The sequence below is a fragment of the Pedobacter sp. genome, from assembly GCF_965249885.1.
Lineage (GTDB): Bacteria > Bacteroidota > Bacteroidia > Sphingobacteriales > Sphingobacteriaceae > Pedobacter.
On sequence record NZ_OZ252254.1, the window covers coordinates 1,707,047 to 1,724,472 of the forward strand.

The 17,426-nt window shown below is 37.7% G+C and carries 14 protein-coding genes; 6 read left to right on the forward strand and 8 right to left on the reverse strand.

Features of this window, described 5'->3' with window-relative positions; all coding sequences use genetic code 11:
- Window positions 1–2 precede the first annotated feature (2 nt).
- The 4 genes from ACY2A0_RS07235 to meaB all read right to left on the reverse strand — a co-directional run bounded on the left by ACY2A0_RS07235 (window position 3) and on the right by meaB (window position 3,911).
- Window positions 3–908, reverse strand: a complete 906-nt coding sequence (locus ACY2A0_RS07235; protein WP_461788889.1) for an EamA family transporter — start codon at window positions 906–908, stop codon at window positions 3–5.
- A 6-nt stretch (window positions 909–914) separates the two neighbouring features.
- A complete protein-coding gene (locus tag ACY2A0_RS07240; protein ID WP_461788890.1) occupies window positions 915–1,295 on the reverse strand; it encodes a RidA family protein in 381 nt (126 codons plus the stop codon).
- A 112-nt stretch (window positions 1,296–1,407) separates the two neighbouring features.
- Window positions 1,408–2,742 carry an OmpA family protein gene (locus ACY2A0_RS07245; RefSeq protein WP_461788891.1) on the reverse strand — a complete coding sequence of 445 codons (1,335 nt, stop codon included), beginning with the start codon at window positions 2,740–2,742 and terminating at the stop codon, window positions 1,408–1,410.
- A 257-nt stretch (window positions 2,743–2,999) separates the two neighbouring features.
- Window positions 3,000–3,911 (reverse strand): methylmalonyl Co-A mutase-associated GTPase MeaB, encoded by a 912-nt coding sequence (gene meaB / locus ACY2A0_RS07250; protein ID WP_461788892.1) that lies wholly within the window; start codon window positions 3,909–3,911, stop codon window positions 3,000–3,002.
- Window positions 3,912–4,022: 111 nt separating this feature from the next.
- Between meaB and ACY2A0_RS07255 the strand changes: the two genes are divergently transcribed.
- The 6 genes from ACY2A0_RS07255 to ACY2A0_RS07280 are packed head-to-tail and all read left to right on the forward strand — an operon-like array spanning window position 4,023 to window position 11,471.
- On the forward strand, window positions 4,023–5,855 hold the full coding sequence (locus ACY2A0_RS07255) for an ABC transporter ATP-binding protein (RefSeq protein ID WP_461788893.1): 1,833 nt from the start codon (window positions 4,023–4,025) through the stop codon (window positions 5,853–5,855).
- Window positions 5,856–5,858: 3 nt separating this feature from the next.
- A complete protein-coding gene (locus ACY2A0_RS07260; RefSeq protein ID WP_461788894.1) occupies window positions 5,859–6,791 on the forward strand; it encodes a glycosyltransferase family protein in 933 nt (310 codons plus the stop codon).
- The gene (locus ACY2A0_RS07265; protein ID WP_461788895.1) at window positions 6,791–7,531 is read left to right on the forward strand and encodes a glycosyltransferase family 2 protein; all 741 of its coding nucleotides are present in this window, start codon (window positions 6,791–6,793) and stop codon (window positions 7,529–7,531) included. Before ACY2A0_RS07260 ends, ACY2A0_RS07265 begins: the two co-directional genes overlap by 1 nt.
- The gene (locus tag ACY2A0_RS07270) at window positions 7,528–9,561 is read left to right on the forward strand and encodes a glycosyltransferase family 4 protein (protein ID WP_461788896.1); all 2,034 of its coding nucleotides are present in this window, start codon (window positions 7,528–7,530) and stop codon (window positions 9,559–9,561) included. The genes ACY2A0_RS07265 and ACY2A0_RS07270 overlap by 4 nt, the downstream gene beginning before the upstream one ends.
- 5 nt (window positions 9,562–9,566) lie before the next feature.
- On the forward strand, window positions 9,567–10,382 hold the full coding sequence (locus tag ACY2A0_RS07275) for a glycosyltransferase family 2 protein (RefSeq protein WP_461788897.1): 816 nt from the start codon (window positions 9,567–9,569) through the stop codon (window positions 10,380–10,382).
- 3 nt (window positions 10,383–10,385) lie between these two features.
- Complete coding sequence (locus ACY2A0_RS07280; protein ID WP_461788898.1) at window positions 10,386–11,471, forward strand: glycosyltransferase family 4 protein; 1,086 nt, start codon at window positions 10,386–10,388, stop codon at window positions 11,469–11,471.
- Window positions 11,472–11,488: 17 nt separating this feature from the next.
- Here ACY2A0_RS07280 and ACY2A0_RS07285 read toward each other — a convergent pair whose 3' ends face one another.
- The 4 genes from ACY2A0_RS07285 to infB form a co-directional block, all read right to left on the reverse strand.
- Window positions 11,489–12,301 (reverse strand): class I SAM-dependent methyltransferase, encoded by an 813-nt coding sequence (locus ACY2A0_RS07285; protein ID WP_461788899.1) that lies wholly within the window; start codon window positions 12,299–12,301, stop codon window positions 11,489–11,491.
- Window positions 12,291–13,247, reverse strand: coding sequence for a nucleotide-diphospho-sugar transferase (locus ACY2A0_RS07290; RefSeq protein WP_461788900.1), 957 nt, complete (start codon window positions 13,245–13,247; stop codon window positions 12,291–12,293). The genes ACY2A0_RS07285 and ACY2A0_RS07290 overlap by 11 nt, the downstream gene beginning before the upstream one ends.
- Complete coding sequence (locus ACY2A0_RS07295) at window positions 13,229–14,293, reverse strand: acyltransferase family protein (RefSeq protein ID WP_461788901.1); 1,065 nt, start codon at window positions 14,291–14,293, stop codon at window positions 13,229–13,231. Before ACY2A0_RS07295 ends, ACY2A0_RS07290 begins: the two co-directional genes overlap by 19 nt.
- Window positions 14,294–14,372: 79 nt before the next feature.
- On the reverse strand, window positions 14,373–17,360 hold the full coding sequence (gene infB / locus ACY2A0_RS07300) for a translation initiation factor IF-2 (RefSeq protein WP_461788902.1): 2,988 nt from the start codon (window positions 17,358–17,360) through the stop codon (window positions 14,373–14,375).
- Window positions 17,361–17,426: the final 66 nt, after the last annotated feature.

The following is a 17,426-nucleotide window of genomic DNA, read 5'->3' on the forward strand; positions in this document are numbered from 1 at the left end:
TTTTAAATTCTTTTAAACGTGAGCATACCCTTAATAAGGTTCCAATTAAATAGAAAAACAGCAAACAACAGCAAGGCATACGCCGTTAACTGGTGCGGGTCAATCTTTTCTTTAAAATAAATAATTGCTACAGCAAAAGCAATAATTGGATTAATATAAATGATAATCCCTAAAGTTGAAGAGGGTATACCAACCAAGGCAAAAAGACTTAAAAATAGAGGAAAAACGGTAAAGAGTACTGCAATAAGCACAATATTTAACCAGAAAGTGCTTTCTAAAGGCAAGCCAGTATGCTGATAAACGAAGAAGGGCAGCATTAGCAATACAGCAATGGTAATTTGCACCGCTAGGACGTTTAGCTTATCTAGTCCCTGCATTTTTCTTTGTATAATTAAGTAAAAGGCATACAATGCTGCAATTACCACCGACCAAGTAACTTCTAGCAACGAGCCGGTTGCAAGCATAAGTATACTTACAGTAGCCAGTACAAGCGCCGCAATTTGTATTTTGTACAGGTGTTCCTTTAAAATGATGAACCCGCCAAAAGCAGTAATTAATGGGCAAACCATGTAAGCAAACGCACCCGACTTGATACTTACATTATTGATAGCATAAATAAAAGTGTACCAATTGAGCACCAGTAAAACGGTAGCTCCAACAATCTGATATATCAGCTGCCTACGTTTTAATCCATCAATTTGCTTAAAATAACTGATATCTGCCAGCAATTCCTTTCTTCTAAATAAAAAGATAGCCAGCCAGATTACCAGCAACGATGTAAAAATCCGGTAATATAAAATCTGCTCAGATGGATAGCCTTGAAGATTGCGCAAAGGGATGGCAAAAAACCCCCAGATTACGGCAGCAAATACACCTGAGGCTAGGTACTTTGTTTTATCACTTGACACCAACGACTAGCCTTTATATGCAGTTACAGAAATCTCTACATTAACACCCTTAGGCAAACCTTTAACAGCTACGGTTTCTCTAGCAGGGAAATCACTTTCAAAGTAAGAGCCATAAATTTCATTTACTGCTGCAAATAATGACATATCCGATAAAAAAATCGTGGTTTTAATAATATGCTCGAAACCATATTCTGCTTCCAATAATAGCGCTTTTATATTACGCATTACCTGATGGGTTTCTTCGTCTAACGTTGCATTGTTAAGCTCGTTATTTTCTGGATTAATTGCAATTTGACCTGAAGCGAATAAAAAGCCATTGGCAATTACTGCTTGGCTATAAGGCCCTATTGGAGCGGGAGCATTTGTTGAAATGATGATTTTCTTCATGATTAGTTATATATGATAACACTTATAAATTTATAGTTCGAGGTGTAAAATTAGGCATAAAAAAAGAGTCCCGATAAAAATCGGGACTCTTTTATATCTTAACTAGAAAAAATTAGTTTCTAGAAGTTTCAACGCGACGGTTTTGAATACGACCTTCTTCTGTATCGTTAGAAGCGATTGGTCTAGTTTCACCGTAACCTTTAACAGCTACGCTGCTAGCGTTAACACCTGAATTTACTAAGTAAGTTTTTACTGAGTTAGCTCTGTCTTTAGATAACTTCATATTGTATGCAGCAGTACCTTCGCTTGAAGCGTGACCAGCTACAGTCACTTTACCACCGTTTTCACGCAAGATAGAAGATAATTTATCTAAAGTAGGGTATGATTCTGTTTTCAATACTGAACTGTTGAATTCAAACTGGATAGTTTCGAAACCAGTTACGCTTGAAGGAGCAGCAGTTGTAGTTTGCTCAGGGAATTTGATTGTACGACCTGAACCATCAACTACAGCACCTGGAGCTGAATTAGGCTCTTTGTCAAACATATCAGCAACACCATCACCATCGCTATCTTTTTTCAAATCTTCAACAGATTTTTCTACGTTAGCAACACGGTTTTTCAAAGCTTCAACTTCTTGACGTAATGAAGGATCTTTCAATTCATCATACATCATTGCTAATGGGTTAACCCAATCCAAGTTCGGTTTAGATTTAGAACCTAATGAGAATTCTAAACCAGCTGAAGTGTAAGAAAACTTATCGTTAGAAGGTAACTTAGCATAAGTTCCGTCAAAGTTATCACCATCAACAAAGTTCATTGTGTAAGCTAAGTTGAAAGATACACGATCAGAAACTTTAAATTTGATACCAGCACCTACAGGGATATAAGCTTGTTTTACGTAAGAATCGTTGATACCTCTAGCTTCTTTGATAGTTTTCCAGTTAGTTACTGTACCGTTTGAAGCAGTAACAATTGGGTTATAAGCAGCTAAACCGTAACCAGCTGTTACGAAGAAGTTAACTGAATTTTCGCGACGTAAGAAATCAACAGTTGCTACGTTAACAACACCTCTGATGTCAGCAGCATATTGAAGCTCAGTTTCGAACATGTTGTTTGGAGCACCAACTTTCTCATTGTTACCAGAAACTTTTCCGCGGAAAACGTTAGCTTCTAATCCGAAAGCATGACCTAATTGTTTACGCAAAGAGATACCGTAACCTAAGTTAACATCCCAGTTAGAGTAATCATTTGCACCGCCAGTTACAACAACAGGAGCTAAAACACCTGCATTAACACCTATAGACCAGGTTCTGTACTGCGCTCTACCACCAAATACCTTGGCAGACGAGCTAGTTGCTGGAGCATCTTGTGCGCTAGCAAGAGACGTAACTCCTACTAATGCTACTAAAGAAGCTGCAACGCCCTTTTTTAAAGTAGAATAATTCATAATTTTCTTTTTAAAGGTTAAACAAAATATTTTATTGTATAATTTTTTGTAAGACAAAATTAAACAAATTTTTATAATCTCAAAACGATACACAAACTCTGTTCCAAACATGCAACTTACTAACAAAAACAATAAAAAACCGCACTTTTATATTGATACACAGTGAATTTAAAGCAAAATATTAAAAATAGTAGCCCTTTATTTTTTTAGTGGTCTTGTTTAAAAAATCTGTCTAGTACTAAAAAAGGTACAGGTTATTACAAATGGCCTTCAACTTCGTCAATAAATGAATAAATGTTGAAGTTTCCCTTACTTTCATGTTCAGCAACTAATGACATCAACTTAACCTTGTCAATACCTTTCATTCTTTTAACTTCAAGTAACTTGTAAGCTTTTTGAGCTATTAAGTGGATCTTTTTATCATTTGCAAATTTTTCTCTCTTTAAAATCCAATCGCACAAATCTTCAATACCAACATTCTTATCGGCAATAGTTTTAAAGATAGGTGTTTTGTGATGCTGGTCTCGCAACATTTTTTGTAGCTTATTGGCAAAGCCATCTGCCCCATCGCGATCTGCTTTATTGACTACAAACGCCTGCGCTATTTCCATTAATCCTGATTTGATATGCTGAATTTCATCTCCGGCTTCGGGTACCAATACCAATATGGTTTTATCTGCTAAACCTGCAATTTCCACCTCAGATTGGCCAACACCAACCGTTTCTACTATAATGAGATCGAAATCAGCCGCCTTAAGTACATCAAGCATTTCTATTGTTTTGCCAGAGATGCCGCCGAGCGAACCTCTTGTGGCTACAGAGCGGATGTAAACATTTGGGTTGTTAAAGTGCTTCGACATTCGGATGCGGTCGCCGAGAAGAGAACCGTAATTAAACGGTGAAGTAGGATCAACCGCTAATATGGCCACCTTAAGATGACGTTTAAAAAGTTCGTCGGTTAGTGCATTTACCAAAGTACTTTTGCCTGCACCTGGAGGACCTGTAATTCCTATAATTGGCGTAGCACTATTAATGTTGATTTTTTTGAGCAGCTGATGTGACGGAGATATGTCATTTTCGACCAAAGTTAATGCTCTGGCTAAAGTACGTATGTCGCCATTTGCAATTTTTTCAATCCATTGTTCGATATCCACTTCGGGCTCAATCATAGTAACAAAGAAAACACATTTTATCACTTATAACAAATACAGGCAGTTAAGAGCTGCAGATGATACAAGATTATTTAAATTACGTAACTTTGTTGCCTTTGTACATTTTGAATGAAAATATATTTTAGACTACTATCTTTCGCAAAGCCAATTGAAAAATTTGCAATTCCCTATGCCATAGCAGCAATGCTTACAATTATATTTGGGACGCTTAACTTGGCACTTTTGTCGCCCTTATTCGAAACGCTTTTAAAAACCACCAAACCTGAAGGCACTGATACCCAGCAGGTCAAAGAGCTTTCTACATTCGATATATTGGGTAAGTTCAGAAGCTTTGTAAACGAATCTATTAACACAGTTGGAGCAGAAAAAACACTTGCCTATGTATGTCTTGTAATCGTTATTTCGGTGCTACTTTCAAATATTTTCAAATATTTTGCGCAGCGCATAATGGAAGATTTAAGAGTACACACGCTATTAAATTTTAGACGTTCGGTATTTAACAACGTGATGAATTTACATGTTGGCTTTTTCAACAATGAAAGAAAGGGAGACATCATATCAAAAGTAGCATCGGATGTACAGGTGGTACAGTTTACCGTTACTAACACCCTTCAAGTGATATTTAAAGAACCGGTAACGCTTATTGTTTACATCGTTATGCTGCTTACCATTTCTGCCAAGCTAACCCTTTTCTCCCTTTTGGTCATTCCAATTTCTGGATTTATCATCAGCAAAATTGTAAAAAGATTAAAGCAACAAGCTAAAGAAGCCCATGAATCTTTTGCCAAAATGATTGGCTTTTTGGACGAAGCATTAAGTGGCATCAAAATTATTAAGGCCTTCAATTCTTCAGAGAGGGTCAAAGAAAAATTCAACCAAGAAAATATCTTTTACTCCAACCTTAATAGAAAAATGGTCCGGAGGCAACAACTTGGCTCGCCGGTTTCAGAATTTCTTGGCGTGTTGATGGTGGCAGTTATTGTTTGGTACGGCGGTACATTAATTCTACATAATGAAGAAAATGCGTTAGCCCCAGCAGATTTCATTGCCTACATCGCTATTTTCTCACAAGTAATGCGCCCAGCTAAGGCACTTACAGATTCATTTAGTGGTATCCACTCTGGTATTGCGGCTGGAGAAAGGGTATTGGAATTGATTGATACGAAAGCTGAGCTGACCAATAAAGCTGATGCAAAAACACTTGATAATTTTAACGAGTCGTTGGTTTTGGAAAATGTAAGTTTTGCTTACGGCGATAAACAGATCTTGAAAAACATCAACTTAAAGATAAATAAAGGCAAAACGGTTGCGCTGGTAGGCCCATCGGGAGGCGGGAAAAGTACCTTAATGGACTTGATACCTCGTTTTCACGATCCTAAAGAAGGTAGTTTGACGATTGACGGTCATAATTATAAAGATTTAACCGTGGAAAGTATTAGAGCTCAAATGGGTATCGTTAATCAGGAATCGTTTTTATTTAATGATACCATTTTTAACAATATCGCCTTTGGCAAACCTGATGCAACTGAAGAGGAAGTTATTAACGCAGCAAAAATTGCCAATGCCCATGAATTTATTGTTAACACGGAAAACGGCTATCAAACTAATGTAGGTGATCGTGGCAACAAATTATCTGGAGGCCAACGCCAAAGAGTGTGTATTGCAAGGGCAGTGTTGGCAAACCCGCCTATCATGTTGCTGGATGAGGCTACTTCTGCATTGGATACAGAATCCGAAAAATTGGTGCAAGAAGCCTTGAACAACTTGATGCAAAACCGTACTTCTATTGTTATTGCACACAGACTAAGCACCATACAACATGCAGACGAAATTGCAGTTATTGACAAGGGAGAAATTGTGGAGAAAGGTTCGCACACCGAACTATTGGCTAAAAAGGGCCTTTACTATCGCTTAATTGAGATGCAAACTTTTAATGATTAGGTGATGAATTTAGTAAAAATAGCGTTTACCGTTTGCACAAACAATTATCTTGCACAGGCTAGGGTACTTGCAAAATCAATTAAAAATTTTGCTCCTGATTATCAGTTTTATCTTTTTTTAGCAGATGAAGAAAATGCGGAAATAGACTATCATTCCATCACGGAAATCAATTTTATTAATTGGAAGCAGTTGCCAATAGACTGTGACGATCTTATTAAAAAATTTGACGTGGTAGAGCTAAATACCGCTATTAAAGCGAGTTGCTTTAAGTATTTATTCGCTAAGTTTAATGCTCAAATCATTCACTATCTGGATCCAGATATTAGACTTTTTTCTTCCTTAGAAAGCCTTGATTCAAATTTTACAGATGCCTCGATATTGCTCACTCCACACGTTTTTAGTCCAATCTCCTGGGGTCCGGGCTCTCCTAACGAGAACCTCTTTTTAAGACATGGACTTTACAACCTTGGTTATTTGGGACTTAAAAAATCCACCGCCGCTGATGCTACATTAGACTGGTGGGAAGATCGCTGTTTAAAAATGGGCTTCAACAACCCAAAATATGGTTTTTTTGTTGATCAGCTTTGGATGAACTACATTCCTTTATTTCATCAGCAAGAAACGAAAGTTTTAGCGAATAAGGGTTGCAACATGGGCCCCTGGAACTTACACGAAAGGACATTAAGCGAAGATAACGCAGGCTTTAAAGTGAATAACGAGAACGAGTTGGTTTTTTACCATTTTAGTTCCTACAACTTCAGGGAAGATGCGATTTCGAGACATTACAGATACACTTTTGAAACCAATCCCGATGTGAGGCCTATTTACAAGATTTATCAAAAGGAGATGATCGATGCAGGAGTGGAAAGATTTGAGCATTTCAAATGGGCTTACACCAAAAAAAAATCTTTTCTAAAAAAACTCTTAAAAAAATAATGGCATGTTCAGCTGCTAAAATTAGTATCATCATTCCCGTTTTTAATGCGGTTAATACGATTAAAAATGTAGTCGAGAGCGTTTTGAATCAAACGTACTTAGCGAAAGAGCTAGTAGTAATCGATAACTTATCTACTGATGGCACTACTGAAATCCTAAAGAGTTATGGGAATCAAATAAAACTCATAACAGAAAAAGATAACGGAATTTATGATGCAATGAATAAGGCGATAGCGCATTGCAGTGGAGATTGGCTGTTTTTCTTAGGTTCCGATGATGTTTTTAACAACAATAATGTGTTAACAGATATCTTTGACAAAAACGATATCAAGGACAATCAAATCGTTTATGGAAACGCCTTTTACATCCACCGTAAAAAAGTGAGATTTGGCGAAATGAATAGATATAAACTTGCCAAACATAATTTCAACCATCAAACCGTTTTTTATCCTAAACAAGTTTTTACCATTTTCAATTACGACACAAAGTATAAGCTTTGGGCTGACTATTATCTCAACATCCAACTCTATTTCAAATCTAACTTTCAATTCAGATATGTTGATGTCATTGTATCCAAATTTAATGACAGGGGCTCATCTGGAAATCAGGATGACCAAGCTTTTTTAATAGATCGAAATCGGATTTTAAATGCTATTTTACCTCTTGATGCACTTACATTTTACTACGCTAGGGGATTGTTTATAAAATTTAGAGACTTATTAAGAGGTGGTAGAAAATGAAAAAAATACGAAGACTAAGAGTTAAGCTAGGGGCAGAAATTAGAACGCAGAGCTACTTAGCGGCAACACTTTATTTCAGGAACAATAAAAAGTGGTCGGCAAAGTTAGTAGCCGTTCTTTTTAAAAAGTGGGCGCTTCTTTTAGCTTATCAATTTTTAGGCGGAGCTGATGAAAACTCAAAGATATCGCTTTCTTGGACCGAAATAAAACCGTCATTTCAGCCATTAATCCAACAAATAGAGACTAAGAATGAAGCAGCACCATTAATTTCGATTATCATAAATGGTGTGGGTTCTTCAAAGTTGCAGCTAATTAATTGCCTTTCTACCATAGCACAACACATCAAATCCACTCCATTTGAAGTCATCATCATTACAGAAATCGAAGAAAGATTAGCAGAAAATACGAAGCAAATACTCCCTAACAATGCCAATAAAGAAATACTAGCTTCCCTAATTGCTGCAGAACATTTATTTTTAATGAATGCCGATCATTTGCCTACATCGGATTGTTTAGCTCATGGTTTGATACATGCAGAACGTGGTTATTTGGTGACTTCTAAACTTATTTTCGCAAGCAATGGTTTAGTTAAGTCTGCAGGTGCTGAGTGTAAAAATAAAACGCTTCACTATAATGGCTTATTTTCAAATCCAAACGATTTTGATTTAAATTACGTAACAGAAGTAGATGCAGCGGTAGAAAATTTGCTGTTAAATACTAGTGATTTTTTCCAGATCGAGGATATCGCTTCAATTTGGTATCAATGGGAAGCTTCATTAGCAATACTTAGCTCAACTTTGTCGGCAAACCTCAAGAAAAAGATAGTTTACCATCCTTTGATGGAGTTTTTGACTTTCCGGGATGAGTTATCGAAAATTGAATGCACCAAAACGGGTGACACAAATGACGTTAAGCAAGAAGTCAGAAAAAAATCAATATTAATAATTGATGCGGTTTATCCAACGCCGGATAAAGATTCCGGTTCGAGACGATTGTTTGAACTTATGAAATTATTCAAATCATTGCATCTTGAAGTTTATTTTTTGGCGCATGAAGCAGTAAGTTCATCGAAATATGTAAACAATTTAATCAACGCAGGCGTGAGAGTTTTCGAGGGCCGTTACCATCGGGAGAAACAATTCACACAACTGCGTAAACACCTTGCCGATATTGATTTTGCCTGGATATCTCGCCCCGATATGAATGAAATTTACGGCGCCTATATCAAGCAGCAAAACAGTGCGATAAAATGGGTTTACGATACGGTTGATTTACACTTTATTAGAGAAGAAAGAGCAAAAAAATTAAATAGTGATGTTGCGCTAGTAATTGACGAAAATATTGAAAAGCTTAAACGCCGTGAGCTTAGCATTGCCAATTCAGCGGACTACACCGTTACGGTTACCGATGTTGAAAAGGAAATACTTCAGCAACTTGGCATTGAAGAAGTTTATACCGTTCCAAATGTACATCCAACTGCAGCGCATTTAAACAGCCCGGCCTTTAGCGAGCGAAATGGGTTGTTATTTATTGGAAGTTACCTTCACCAACCGAACATAGATGCCGCCGTTTGGATGGTAAAAGAAATTATGCCTATGGTTTGGCAAAGCTATCCTGAGATAAAATTATTTCTGCTTGGAAGCAACCCTAATGCTGATGTATTAAGCCTAGCTTCGGAAAAAGTAATAGTGCCTGGGTATTTAGAAGAAGTAGCTGATTATTTTTTAACCTCCCGCATTTTTGTTGCTCCTTTACGTTTTGGAGCCGGTATGAAAGGAAAAATTGGACAAAGTTTGGAATTTGGTTTGCCCATTGTATCTACAGAAATAGGAGTGGAAGGCATGCACTTAACTGATGGCATAGATTGTATGGTGGCGAATGACGCTTCCACATTTGCAAAAAAAATTATTGAACTTTACAGTAATCAAAGTTTATGGTTGCAGCTACATGAAAATTCCTTAGCGGTAATTGACAAATATTCTCCAGCCTCAGTAACCGAAAACTTGAAAAACATCCTGTTCCCAAGCTAAGTAATATGAATAAATTTTCAATCATTACAGTAAATTTCAATGATAAAATTGGGCTCGAAAAAACGATCATTAGCGTTATTGAGCAAACCTTTATCGACGTAGAGTTTATTGTAATTGACGGTGGAAGTACTGATGGGAGTACTGAGCTGCTGCAAAAATTTGATGATAAAATATCCTATTGGGTAAGCGAACCCGATAATGGAATTTATCACGCCATGAATAAGGGGATAAAAAAAGCTACAGGCGAATATTTGCTATTTTTAAATGCCGGAGACCGATTACATCACGCTACTACACTTAGTGAGGCGCATAAATTAATGCAGTTTGACTACGACATCTACTACGGAGATATTATTTACGAAGAACCAAATGGCGTTAAAAAAGAGGTGAATTTCCCTCACCAACTTAACTTCAGCTATTTCTATAACTTTAACATCTCTCATCAGGCGAGCTTCATCAGCAATAAATTGTTTGATAAAGTTGGCTTGTACAACGAAACCTATAAAATCGTTTCTGACTGGGAGTTTTTTATCCTGGCCATATACCGCCATGATGCCAGCTACCAGCATCTTAATTTAGTCGTTTGCAATTACGATGGGTCTGGCCTGTCTTCCAACACAGCGAACCATCCGGCCATGAACAAGGAACGTGCTCACACTATCAATAAATTTTTCAGTAACTTTCAAAGCGATTATCAGCTACTTAACGATTACAATGACAAATATTTAAAGAAATTACTGTTTTTGAAAAACAACGATAAGTTAAGCTGGACTTTAATTAAAGGGCTGTTAAAACTGTTGTGGCCACTAAAATCAAGATAGATCATGAAAATATGTTTTGACCATCAAATATTTACTACACAAAAAGCTGGAGGAATATCTCGCTATTTTAAATATTTGATAGACGGCATCAAAAATCAAGAAAATGATAGCTATCTACTTTCCACGCTTTACAGTGAAAACATCTATTTAGCACCAGAAGATATCTCATCGCCCATTGGAAAGTTAAAATTCTTGTTCAATACCCAAAAAAAGATCGCAAAGAGAAATAGATCTTATTCCAAAAAAGTAATTCAGAAAAGTAATTTCGACATTCTGCATCCAACCTATTTTGATCCTTATTATTTACCCTTAATTAAAAAGCCCACGGTAGCTACGGTACATGATATGACCTATGAAGCTTTGCCGCATTTGTTCCCTGCAGATGATCCTACGCCATATCATAAACGTTTGGTGATGGAAAAGGCGGATAAACTAATAGCAATATCGGAAAATACGAAAGCTGACATTTTAAAATTCACAAGTATTCCGGAAGCGAAAATAGAGGTCATACACCATGGTATTGAACTGGACACTCCTCAGTATGATGAGGTAAGCGGGCTGCCAAAGGAATATATCCTATACGTAGGTGGTCGATGGTCGTACAAGAACTTTTATCTGTTGGTAGATGCATTTTCCAGTTTATCAAAAACATATCCAGATTTATTTTTGGTTTTAGCCGGTGGCGGAAGTTTATCATACGGAGATTCAGAATATTTACACCGAAAAAAAATAAGTGATAAGGTGATTCACCTCAACCCAACAGATCCGCAACTTAATACGCTGTACAAAAACTCCAAATGCTTCGTCTACCCGTCCAGTTATGAGGGATTTGGATTTCCAATACTGGAAGCTTTTAAAAATAATTGTCAGGTATTATTGAATGACAATGCCTGCTTTAAGGAAATAGCCGGAGATGCTGCATCTTATTTTGAAGATAACAACCTTGAGTCACTTATAACATCTCTTGACAGCATTCTTAACAACCAAACAAATAACGAAAAAATGAGTTTGGCAGCTAAGCAGCGCTTATTGAAATTCCCTATACAGGAATGCGTAAATAAAACCCTAAGCCTTTATCATAGCTTTTAGTACTGATACAAGGCCGATTAAGACAGTTTGGTTTTAATATATTCCCAATCCTTCATCAAAAGCGTCTCCTTTTCTGGAACATTTTTCGCATTAAATTTTTTAAGGATTTTTCTTGCCTTACGTACTAAAAACGGCTCTTTATTTTTTTGGAAAGGATTTGATGCCAATGCCGATTTGGTGAATAAATGAAGATTATCTCCATTAGTATAAAAACGATAGCCCAATTTGTTAGCCAAATATTCCAGCGCCTGCACCGTAAACATAGCTACATGCTGACCCGTTTCAGGGATAAAATACCACCAATCATTTACGGAGTTAAGCGGCGACTGTGGAACCAGCACTGTGCTAAAAAGTATATTATCGGCTAAGCTGCTCATCTTTTCAATCTCTTCAAGCGGATTTGGCAAGTGCTCAAAAACTTCGAAGGCAGTAAGTAGCTCAAACTTTTGACCTTTAGGAAGATCATCGAGGTCAAAATATTCCGCAAAAATATTTTTACAGTAGGCATCTGTATGATAAAAATTGAATCCTTTATCACGCATCATTCTAGTAAATAAACCATAACCGCCAGCATAATCCAAAAACAAGCCCTCTGCGTTAAAGTATTTACTCAACATTGGAACTACATGACCTCGTAAATCTTCATTGCGGTAAACTAGGCCAACATCCAATTTAGTAATCGCCGAAGAATAGGCTTCTTCAAGCCAATAAGGTTCCTCTGTTTGGATAAAACCAGTTTCCAAGCACTTATAGTAATCAACTTGGTGCTTATTGAGAATAGTTGCCGAAAAAATCTTTTCTGTAGCCCCTCCGGTAATTTTACTTTTCATTTTTTAAAGCGTTTTTTATGGTTTTCCATGCCCTAGAAAGTATGGATTTTTTTTTCGGAAGATACGAAAATTCCTTACGTTGTGTGTATAGATCTGCCTCCACACTAGCGACTATTTCAGATGGATGCACAATGTCCGTAAGCTCGAAAGTTTGCCCAACATCAAGTGCGTGACTTCCGGTGGTGTTCGTAGCTCCTTCGCCAAAACCAATGTTTTTAACCAAATTCAGATTAGGAATGATGCTGAGGCTGTTTTGTTTAATATTTAAGAAAGCATACTGATAATCCCAGGTATCTATTTGTTGATTTTTAACCTTCTGCAAATTTTCTAACCAAACATTAGAGAAATCGGCAAATGAGGGATCATTTTTAAGTAAACCAGCAGCTTCTGAATAATCAAAGTTTGCTAATTCAGCATCATACTTTCTCCAAACTCGTCGCCAACCAGCCCAACCCCAAACGTGTGTTAATCTCGAAAAATAATAGCTTGAGTCTCCTCGTTTTATTCCATCCTGAAAGTTTGCACCGCCGATATGGCTTATTCGATCATCGTCTTTGTATTTCTCTAACATTAAACTGCAAAAGCCGAAAAAACTTTTCGAAGGTAGGCAATCATCTTCCAACACAATACCCATAGGCTCGTTATCAAAAAACCAGGTGATGCCACTGCTAACAGACATTTTACAACCTAGGTTGGTAGCACTGAATTTAGTTCTCACTTCACACGGCCAGTCTATCTGCTCAATGATGGCTCGTACTTGCAGCACACGCTCCAATTCCTGTTCGTTTCTAGCACCGTCGGCAGCCACATACAAGCGTTTAGGGGCTGCTTTTCTGATTGCCTCAAATACAAGCTTGGTAGTAGTTGGCCTATTGAAAACTATAAAAAGGATCGGTATGTCTTTATCGTATTTTAACATATTTAATTCTACCTCCCTATAATCCATCTATACCTAGATTTGTTGATGCTCCAAATTAAAAACATAGTGATTCCATATACTAGCACGAATCTACATAAAACGTAGAAAATTAAACCTACTATGGTCATTTCTTGTATCGCTGGCAGTTTTAATGGTCTTAACAACTCCGGAAGCAGAATAACGAGAATGATATAATGGATAAGATAAACACCAAAAGTTGTTTCCCTCGGTTTCAGGTATTTAATGAATTTAAAATTTTTAATCTTGAAAAACAGAAAGATTGTTGCCAAAGAGTAAATGACATTGCTGATCCTTAACGTATTGTACGGATCGACACTATCGTGCTCAATCAGATTTACCGTATCTAGCACTGATAGAATAAACGAAGCTAAAAATAGTACGATCAATACTATATACGGCGTTTTTTTGATTTTCGCCTCTACTAAATCCCACTTTTTATTTAGCATTGCACCCAACCATAAAAAGAATACAAAGCCGAAAATTGCTATGGTATGTGAGGGTATAAACCATTCGAAGTAGACGTTAACACTATAAACTAGGGATGCCAAAAATAGCAGCAGCCCCAGCCACCATTGGTATAGATATCGTTTAAAAATCAGCAATAAACCGATACAAAACATAAAATTGATAATAAACCAATAATTGGTGTATAGGTAAGTCAATTTTATGTTTTCCCACAGTAGATCGCCTAAAACAAATTTATCTTTAAGCACAATATATTTCTGCATTAATAAGGCGAGAATGAAAATAATCGACCAAATTAACCAAGGCACAAATACTGTCGACAATCTCCTTTTAAAGTATTCCCATGATGAATAGGAGAAGAATTTGCTTCCCAATAAAAACCCAGCTAATACAAAAAAGGCAATAGTACCAAATTTGGAAAGCTGTAAAAGCCCGATATAAATAATGTGTTTTATTGAGTATAATTGAAAAATATCACTTCCGTTGTAAACGGCATGTTCGAAAACTATGCCGATCATCGCAATACACCTGATGGTGTCTACAAAATCGAAATTCTTCTTCTCCTTAGTTAAAGCAACTTCTTCCATATATCTTATATTGCCACAAAAAAAGCGTTCCGATTTGACTTCGAAACGCCTTTAACAATATTTAACTGTATAATTGATATTACAATTTACGTTTGATCTCTACTTGTTCATAAGCTTCAACGATATCACCTACTTCAATGTTATTAAAGTTTTGGATATTCAAACCACATTCGTAGCCTTTAGAAACCTCTTTAACATCATCTTTGAAACGTTTCAACGAAGCTAATTCGCCAGTGTAAATTACCACACCATCACGTACGATACGGATTTTGCTATTTCTAGAGATTTTACCATCCAACACCATACATCCTGCGATAGTTCCCACTTTAGAGATTTTGAATGTCTCTCTAATTTCAACGTTAGCCACAATTTTCTCTTCAAATTCTGGAGCCAACATGCCTTCCATCGCCGTTTTAATTTCGTTGATTGCATCGTAAATGATAGAGTACAAGCGAATATCAATTTGCTCTTGCTCCGCCAATTTACGAGCACCCGTTGATGGACGAACTTGGAAACCTACAATGATTGCATCAGAAGCCGAAGCTAACAATACATCGCTTTCAGAAATTTGACCTACTGCTTTGCTAATTACGTTAATTTGAATTTCAGGAGTAGATAATTTCAGTAATGAATCCGCTAATGCCTCGATAGAACCATCCACGTCACCTTTGATGATCAAGTTCAGTTCCTTGAAGTTACCAATCGCTAAACGACGACCAATCTCCGCTAGGGTAATATGTTTTTGTGTACGCAATCCTTGCTCACGCATCAACTGCAAACGTTTATTTGCAATTTCTCTAGCTTCGGTTTCGCTTTCAAGTGCGTTAAATCTATCGCCTGCTGTTGGTGCGCCAGACATACCCAGTACCTGAACCGGTACAGACGGGCCTGCTTCGTTCACTTTAGCACCACGTTCGTTAAATAAGGCTTTCACCCTTCCGCTGTAACTTCCAGCCAAAATTGGATCTCCAACTTTTAACGTACCGCCTTGTACTAAAACCGTAGTAACAATACCACGACCTTTATCCAGCGTAGCTTCAATAACGGTACCTGTAGCACGTTTTTTAGGGTTAGCCTTAAGTTCTAACAACTCCGCTTCTAACAATACCTTATCCAAAAGCAAGTCTACGTTTAAACCGCTCTTACCTGATATTTCTTGCGACTGGTATTTACCGCCCCAATCTTCAACCAAGATATTCATCACAGATAATTGCTCACGAATTCTATCAGAGTTTGCTCCTGGTTTATCAATTTTAGTGAATGCAAACACAAGAGGTACGCCTGCTGCTTGAGCATGGTTGATCGCTTCTTTAGTTTGCGGCATCACTGCATCATCCGCAGCCACAACAATGATTGCAATATCAGCTACCTTGGCACCACGGGCACGCATTGCCGTAAAGGCCTCGTGACCTGGGGTATCTAGGAAGGTAATGTCTTTTCCTGCGCTAGTGGTTACTTTATATGCACCAATGTGCTGTGTAATACCACCGGCCTCACCAGCCACCACGTTTGCCTTACGAATATAATCCAGCAAAGAAGTTTTACCATGATCTACGTGACCCATAATCGTAACTACTGGTACACGTGGAACTAAATCTTCTTCTGCATCTTCCTCTTCAATATTGATATCTTCTTCTTCATCTGGTTTAACGAATTGTACTTCGTAACCAAATTCATCGGCAACGATGGTTAATGTTTCAGCATCTAAACGTTGATTGATTGACACGAACATGCCCAAACTCATACAAGTTCCAATAATTTTGGTCACTGGTACATCAATCATGTTCGCTAATTCGTTAGCAGTAACAAACTCTGTTACCTTCAACACCTTTGATTGCAATTCTTCTTCTAAAGCTGCTTCTTCAGCTGAAAGCGCAACATCATCACGTTTTTGACGGCGTAATTTAGCACGTTGAGCAAATTTACCAGACTTACCAGCACCACTTAAACGGGCTAGTGTTGCCTTAATTTGATCTTGTATTTCTTTCTCTGATGGCTCTTCTTTAGGAGTATTTCCAGCAGCATTATTTCTATTGCCTTGATAACCTGGGCGATTGTTGTTTCTATTGCCTTGGTAGCCGCCTTGTCCACCAGGACGATTTCCTTGGCCACCTTGGAACGGAGGTCGTTGACCACCACCTTGTTGGTTATTGCCTTGTTGGCCACCTTGACCTTGATTAGGACCTGAACCAGGCGCTCCCGGAGTTTTCTTACGTTTACGCTTACGTTTAGCAGCTTCGCTATCGCTAGATGAAGCTACGGGTTGGTTTCTCCTATCAGGTGTAGTAGGCAACTCAATTTTCCCAATGATATTTGGACCAGACAACCTTACCGAACGAGCTTTGATTACCTCGTCTTGAGCAGGTTCCTGAGGCTTGGCAGGTTCTTGCTTTGGCTGAACTGGAGCTGGCGCAGCTGGTTTTTCTTCCTTGACAATTTCCGGAGCTTTAACAGGCTCAGGAGCCTTAACGACCGGTTGCTCAACAGGCTTCGGTGCTTCTACCGGCTTTTCAGCAGCTGGTTTCTCAACAACAGTAGGTGCTGGAGCTTCCTCTTTTTTAGGTGCCTTATTTTTAGGGTTTAAATCATTAAGGTCGATTTTACCAACCACTTTAACACCAGGCAGCGAAGACTCTTCTGCATTTTGCGCAGGTTTAGCTTCTGCTTCTGCTTCTGGCTTAGCCTCAACTGGTTTTGGAACCTCTGCCGCTGGTTTTTCAACAGCGGGTTTCTCCGCAGGAGGAGTAAACTGGTGAAGGTTTTTGATTAAAACACCTTCATTTTCAAAGTCCTGATTTTTCTTTGCAGGTTCAGGGGCTTTTTCTATAGTAACTTCAGGTTCATCACGACGAATTTTGCCAATAACTATTTGGTTAGCCTCCTCTTTAACTATTTTATCTCCCTGAAACTCTCTCAGCAAGACATTATACATCTCACCAGAAAGTTTTGTATTAGGCTTATTATCCACAGCATAGCCTTTCTTACCAAGAAACTCTACCGCGGTAGCAATTCCTATGTTAAGCTCCTTTGCTGCTTTTAATAACATTATGGTTTTGTCGTCTGACATTGATTATCCTGTTTTTTTCTAATTATACAAAAGTAACGTTTATTCTTATTAATTCAAGTATCCGAT